At 72.7% G+C, this 6,184-nt stretch carries 6 protein-coding genes; 1 reads left to right on the plus strand and 5 read right to left on the minus strand.

From position 1 onward, the window contains the following. Both ACFE67_RS13440 and pheS read right to left on the minus strand, forming a co-directional pair. A partial coding sequence (locus tag ACFE67_RS13440) for a phenylalanine--tRNA ligase subunit beta (protein ID WP_375407383.1) occupies positions 1 to 1,584 on the minus strand: 1,584 nt, incomplete at its 3' end. Next, entirely contained in the window at positions 1,581 to 2,624 is a 1,044-nt protein-coding gene (pheS, locus tag ACFE67_RS13445; RefSeq protein WP_375407384.1) for a phenylalanine--tRNA ligase subunit alpha, read from the minus strand. The genes ACFE67_RS13440 and pheS, both read right to left, overlap by 4 nt. A gap of 124 nt (positions 2,625 to 2,748) precedes the next feature. On the opposite strand from pheS, the gene ACFE67_RS13450 reads away from it, so the two are divergent. Beyond that, on the plus strand, positions 2,749 to 3,243 hold the full coding sequence (locus ACFE67_RS13450) for an SRPBCC family protein (protein WP_375407385.1): 495 nt from the start codon (positions 2,749 to 2,751) through the stop codon (positions 3,241 to 3,243). 97 nt (positions 3,244 to 3,340) lie between these two features. On the opposite strand, the gene ACFE67_RS13455 is transcribed toward ACFE67_RS13450, so the two are convergent. The 3 genes from ACFE67_RS13455 to ACFE67_RS13465 all read right to left on the minus strand — a co-directional run bounded on the left by ACFE67_RS13455 (position 3,341) and on the right by ACFE67_RS13465 (position 6,047). Next, positions 3,341 to 4,567, minus strand: coding sequence for an RNA polymerase sigma factor (locus ACFE67_RS13455; RefSeq protein ID WP_375407386.1), 1,227 nt, complete (start codon positions 4,565 to 4,567; stop codon positions 3,341 to 3,343). 19 nt (positions 4,568 to 4,586) lie between these two features. Continuing rightward, the gene (locus ACFE67_RS13460; protein ID WP_375407387.1) at positions 4,587 to 5,021 is read right to left on the minus strand and encodes a YciI family protein; all 435 of its coding nucleotides are present in this window, start codon (positions 5,019 to 5,021) and stop codon (positions 4,587 to 4,589) included. Between the two features lie 231 nt (positions 5,022 to 5,252). Then, positions 5,253 to 6,047, minus strand: a complete 795-nt coding sequence (locus ACFE67_RS13465; RefSeq protein WP_375407388.1) for a TrmH family RNA methyltransferase — start codon at positions 6,045 to 6,047, stop codon at positions 5,253 to 5,255. Positions 6,048 to 6,184: the final 137 nt, after the last annotated feature.

Genomic DNA, 6,184 nt, shown 5'->3' on the forward strand with positions numbered 1-6,184 from the left:
ACGGCGCAGCCGTTGCGAGCGGGTGAGCCCGCGCCCGGGAGGGGCGACCGGCAGCATCGAGGGGATGCGGTCGTACCCGACGATGCGGACGACCTCCTCGATCACGTCGACGGCCTCGAGCAGATCGCGACGCCAGGTGGGCGGGAGGACGAGCAGGCCCTGCCCGCTCGCCGCGACGGTGCAGCCGATCGCCTCCAACGCCGCGACCGTCTCCGCCGCCGTCACCTCGGCACCCGTTCGGCGCAGCACGGCGCCCGGCGACAGCAGCACGGCGGCGGGCGGCTCGGCGATGTCGAACCAGGTCTGGCCGGCATCGGCGACGCCGCCGCCGTGCTCGATGAGGAGGTCGACGGCACGCTGCGCGGCGGCCCGCGCGACGGCGGGGTCGACTCCGCGCTCGAAGCGCCGGCTGGCCTCGGACGGCAGCTTGTGGCGGCGCGTGGTGCGGCCGATCGAGACCGGGTCGAAGTTCGCCGCCTCGATGACGACGTCGGTGGTCGTCGCCGAGATCTCGGTCGTCGCCCCGCCCATCACGCCCGCCAGCCCGATCGCTCGGCTGCCGTCGGTGATCACGAGGTCCTCCGGGGCCAGCGCCCGCTGCTGCCCGTCGAGCGTCGTCAGCGTCTCGCCCGGCTTCGCCCGGCGGACGCCGAGCCGTGGCCCTCCTGAGCCCGTCGAAGGGCCGTCGAGCGCCGCGAGGTCGTAGCCGTGCAGCGGCTGACCGATCTCGAGCATCACGTAGTTCGTCACGTCGACGGCGAGCGAGATCGAGCGGACGCCCGCGAGCCGCAGCCGGCTCGCCATCCACCGCGGGGTCGGCGACGCCGGATCGATGCCGCGCACGACTCGCGTGACGAACACCGTGCACCCCGCGCGGCCGCGGATCGGTGTCGCGTCGTCGACGGCGACCGGTACGACGCCGTCGTCGGTGTCCGGCGGCGACACCGCGAGCGCCGGGTCGCGGAACGCGGCGCCGGTCGAGGCGGCGTACTCGCGGGCGATGCCGCGGATCGACAGCGCGTAGCCGCGATCGGGCGTCACGTTGATCTCGACCGCGGCGTCGTCGAGGCCGAGCAGCGCGATCGCGTCGGTGCCCACCTCCGGGTCCAGCCCGATCTCGGTGAGCCGCAGGATGCCGGCGCTCGTGTCGGACGCGGCCTCGTAGGAAAGCCCGAGCTCGCGCGACGACGCGATCATGCCGTCGGAGACGTGCCCGTAGGTCTTCCGCGCGGCGATCGGGAACGGCCCGGGCAGCACCGCGCCCGGCAGCGTGACCACGACCTTGTCGCCCTCGAGGAAGTTCCCGGCTCCGCAGACGATGCCGCGCACCGCCTCCCCGCCGTCGGCCGCGCGGTGCCCCTCGGGCGCGACGCGAACCGAGCACCAGCGGATCGTCTTGCCGTTCTTCTGCGGCTCGGGGGTGAATCCGAGCACCTCGCCGACGACGACCGGGCCGGAGAGCTCGCCGCCGTGGACCGTCTCCTCCTCGAACCCGACGCGCACGAGCGCCGCGTGCAGCGCCGCCGGCGTCGTGCCGACCGGGAGGTCCGCGAACTCCGCGAGCCAGGACAGCGGAATCCTCATGAGCGGTCAACCAGTCCCCACTGCGACGCGAAGCGCACGTCGCCCTCGATCATGTCCCGCATGTCGCTGAGCCCCTCCGCGAACTGGAGGGTCCGCTCGATACCGAGGCCGAACGCGAACCCCTGGAACTCCTCCGGGTCGAGCCCCGCCGCGCGCAGCACGTTCGGGTGGACCATGCCGCAGCCGCCCCACTCGATCCATCTGGCGCCGCCCTTGGCGGTCGGATGCCAGACGTCCATCTCGGCGGACGGCTCGGTGAAGGGGAAGAAGTTCGGGCGGAGGCGGATGCGGGCGGCCTCGCCGAACATCCGGCGCGCGAGGTGCTCGAGCGTCCCGCGAAGATGCGCCATCGTGAGCCCCCGATCGATCGCCAGCCCCTCGAACTGGTTGAAGACCGGCAGGTGCGTCGCGTCGATCTCGTCGGTGCGGTAGACGCGGCCGGGACCCAGCACGTAGAGCGGCGCGCCGCGCTCGATCAGGGACCGCACCTGCACGGGCGACGTCTGGGTGCGCATCACGAGGTGCGAGCCGATCGGCTCCACGAACAGCGTGTCCTGCGGGCTGCGCGCGGGGTGGTCGGGGTCGATGTTCAACGCGTCGAAGTTGAACCACTCGTGCTCGAGCTCGGGGCCGCCGGCGATCTCCCAGCCCATCGCGACGAACGCGTCCTCGACGGTCTCCCGAACGATGGTCAGGGGATGCCGGGCGCCCGGCCGGTTCCGCACCGGAGCGGCGGTCATGTCCACGCGCTCGGCCTCGAGCAGCGCGGCGCGCTCCCCCTCCGCCAGCACCGCCTCGCGGGCCGCGATCGCCGCGCCGACCCGGCCGCGCGCCTGGCCGATCAGCTTGCCGGCGCTCGGCTTCTCGGCAGGGGGCAGATCGCGGATCGCCGCGTTCAGCCGGGCGAGCGCGGACCCCTCACCGGTATGGGCGATGCGCGCGGCCTTCAGCGCCGCGGTACCGGCAGCGGCGTCGATCGCGGCGAGCGCCGCCTCGACCGCGGCGGACACCGATTCCTCCGTGAGCATGGCGTCGGACACGGTCCACGAGTGTAGGTCGACGGCTGCGCCGAGAAAGTGCTGTACGTGAGCCGGAAAATCCCCGGTGCACCCGATACGCGGGCAAGGTGCAATCCGTGCGGTCTGCGTCTCCGAATCCCCCAGCATGCTGATCGCGCGTCCCCACGTCGGGCCGTCCGCGACCGCGTTCGCCCGCAGCCCCCTCCCTCCCGCAACGCTGCTCGACCGGATCGCCGCGTATCCGATCCCGGACATGTTCGTCGGGTGGCGCATGTTCCCGGCCGTGACGAGCGTCGACGACGAGTCGTGGGACCACGTCGGCGCCTCCCGCGTGCACCGGCTCGCCGATGGTGGCTCCGTGACCGAGACGATGACCGAGTACACCGCGGGCGTCGGGTTCGCGTACGAGCTGCTCGGGTTCACGGACGTGTTCGGGAAGCTCGTGCACGGTGTGCGGGGCGAGTGGTCCGTCTCCCCCGACGGCGACGGCTCGATCGTGCGCTGGACGTGGGAGTTCGCCCCGCGTCCCCTCCGTCGCTCGCTGATGGCGGTCGTCGTCGCCCCGCTCTGGGCCATGTACTCGCGGCGCATGATCACGGCCGTCACCGCCGCGGTGTCGAAGGAGCCGGTGGCCGCCTGACCCTTCGCCGATCCGGAGTGATTCGACGACACCCCGCGGTTCCGTCGCGCCGGACGGGGTGCCGCGCAGGATCTCCGGATCGGCGACGATGCGCCGCTCAGCGCAGTGCGGCCTTGGCCAGCAGCACGGCGCGGGTTCTGGCGTTCGTCGCCAGCGCCGCAGCCGCCACGAGCGCCTCCGCCGCCTCCTCGGTCCTGCCGAGGCGTGCGAGCAGCTCGCCCCTGACGCTCGGCAGCAGATGGCTCCCGGTCAGCGCGCCCGTGGCGGCGAGCGCGTCCACCGCAGCGAGCCCCGCCTCCGCGCCGTCCGACATCGACAGCGCGATCGCGCGGTTCAACTCGACCACCGGGTTCGGCGCGAGGCGGACGAGCGCGTCGTAGAGCGCGACGATCGCGCGCCAATCGGTCGAGGCGATGGAGGGGGCGATCGCGTGCTGCTCGGCGATCCCCGCCTGCAGGGCGTAGGCGCCCCGCCCCCGGCCGGCGGCATCCGCACGGATCAGGGCCGCCCGGCCGCGCCCGATCTGCGCGCGGTCCCACCGCGACCGGTCCTGGTCCGCGAGCAGGACCGGTTCCCCGTCCGGGCCGCGACGGGCCCCGAAGCGCGACGCCTGCAACTCCATCAGCGCGAGCAGGCCGAGCACCTCCGGCTCCCGCGGGACCAGCCCGGCCAGCACCCGCCCGAGCCTGAGCGCCTCGGCGGCGACGTCCGGTCGCATCCACTCCGGACCGCTCGTCGCGGCGTATCCCTCGGTGAAGAGGAGGTAGACGACGCCGAGGACGCCCCCGAGGCGGGGCGCCCACTCGGCGGGATCCGGTGTCTCGAACGGAACCTGCGCCGTCGCAAGCGTCTTCTTCGCCCTGGAGATCCTCGCCTGGATGGTCGGCACCGGCACCAGCAGCAGTCGGGCGATCTCCTCCGTGGTCAAGCCGCTCACGACCCGCAGCGTGAGCGCCGCCTGCGACTCGCGGGACAGCGCCGGATGGCAGGCGGTGAAGACGAGCCGCAGCAGATCGTCGGGGATCGGCTCCCAGTCGGCGTCCGCGGTCTCGGCGAGGTCGTGCGCGAACATGCGGTAGCGGTCGTCGAGGCGCTCTCGCCGCCGCCAGCTATCGATCGTGCGGCGCTTCGCCACGGCGGTGAGCCAAGCGCCGGGATTCCTCGGCGTGCCCGACGCGGGCCACTGCTCGAGCGCCTCGACGAGCGCCTCCTGCGCCATGTCCTCCGCGAGGCCGAGGTCGCCCGTCATGCGTGCGAGGGTCGCGACGATGCGCGCGCTCTCGATGCGCCAGACGGCCTCGACCGCGCGATCGGCGGTGCTCATCGGCCTGTGCTGATCCGGGTCAGGCGTGCTCGTTCGCGCGCCACTCCTTCTCCTTCTGGAGGTACTCGTTGTCGGCGTGGTCGGCGAAGTCGCTCTCGTCGGTGATGCGGCGCACCTCGATCTTGTTGCCCGGGGTGAGCGGCGCGCGCTTCGCCCACTCGACCGCCTCCTCCTTCGTCGCGGCCTGGATCGTCCAGAACCCGTTGAAGAGCTCGTGCGCCTCGCCATAGGGGCCGTCGGTGACGATCGGCGCCTCGCCCGTGAACTCGACGACCGAACCCTCGGCGGCGTCCGACAGCCCGTCGCCGGCGAGGAGCACGCCGGCGGTGATCATCTCCTCGTTGAACTTCCCCATCGCCGTGATCACGGCGTCGAAGTCCATGTCGTCGAACGACTGCACCGAACCGCTGTTCCGCATGATCAGCATGTACTTCGAGATCACTGTGTTCGCCATGATGTCCTCCCGGACGTGTCGTGGGGCGCCGCGTGCGCCTCCCTGCTTACACGTCGAACGGGGACGAGCGGAATCGACATCAGCTGCCGAATCCAATACGAGCGGACCTGTGCGAGCGTCCGAAGGGTCGTGCGTCGCTGAGGGACAGGTGTGGTCCGGCGCGCACGGGCAACTGTCCCTCAGGCGCGCAACTCCCCGCGGGGGCGATCACCCCGACTCGACGAGGGGTCGTCAGGCCCTTTGGGCGAAGGCGGAGGCGTAGAGGCAGACCGCTGCGGCGGTCGCGAGGTTCAGGGACTCGGCCGAGCCGTAGATCGGCACCGCCACCGTGCGGTCGGCGAGCCTCCTCGCGGCGTCGGACAGGCCGTGCGCCTCGTTGCCGAACAGCCACGCGGTCGGTGCGAGGAGCGCATCGCGGAGCCCGGGCAGCGCGTCGCCGTGCATGTCGGCGGCCAGCAGCGCGATCCCGGCCGCTCGGACCTCGCTCGCGACCGCCTCCAGCGTGACTCCCGTGACGATCGACAGGTGGAACAGCGAACCGGTCGTGGCCCGGACGACCTTCGGGTTGTAGGGGTCGACCGAGGACCCGGTCAGGATGACGACGTCGGCGCCGGCGGCGTCTGCGGCCCGGATCACCGCGCCTGCGTTGCCGGGATCGCGGACCTCGTCGAGGATCGCGACGAGCCGGGTCCCCTCCGGCAGCGCCTCGCGGAGGCGGACCGGGGTCTGGTGCGCGACGGCGAGGACGCCCTGCGGCGTTCGCGTGTCGGCCATGGCCGACAGCACGGCGTCGGTGACGAACTCGACGTCGATCCCCGCTGCGGTTGCGGCCTCGGCGAGCTCGGGGTGCCGTTCGAAGCCGTCGGAGGTGAAGAACAGCTCCTCGACGGTCGTCGCCGCGTGCGTGATCAGCTCGCGGACGACCTGGGGCCCCTCCATCAGCGCGAGCCCGGTCTCCTCGCGCTCGGGTCGCTGCTTGAGGCGGGCGACCCGCTTGACGGTCGTGTTCTTCGTGGACTCGATCATTCGTCCTCCGGACGGGTCCGTACTGCGGGCGACGTGCGCACCCGGTGGAGCACTTCGGCAGGCTGCGAGCGCTTCAGCAGGCTGTGAGCGCCGGTTCCGGCCTGCCGAAGCTCGCACGGCCTGCCGAAGTGCTCAGC

Origin of the sequence: uncultured Amnibacterium sp. (assembly GCF_964244015.1) — a bacterium.
In the GTDB taxonomy this organism is placed as follows: Bacteria; Actinomycetota; Actinomycetes; order Actinomycetales; family Microbacteriaceae; genus Amnibacterium.

Coding starts and splice junctions, on each gene's coding strand:
- ACFE67_RS13460 (WP_375407387.1), bottom strand. CDS start 5,021: ATGGCGAACACAGTGATCTCGAAGTACATGCTGATCATGCGGAACAGC.
- ACFE67_RS13450 (WP_375407385.1), top strand. CDS start 2,749: ATGCTGATCGCGCGTCCCCACGTCGGGCCGTCCGCGACCGCGTTCGCC.
- ACFE67_RS13455 (WP_375407386.1), bottom strand. CDS start 4,567: ATGAGCACCGCCGATCGCGCGGTCGAGGCCGTCTGGCGCATCGAGAGC.
- ACFE67_RS13465 (WP_375407388.1), bottom strand. CDS start 6,047: ATGATCGAGTCCACGAAGAACACGACCGTCAAGCGGGTCGCCCGCCTC.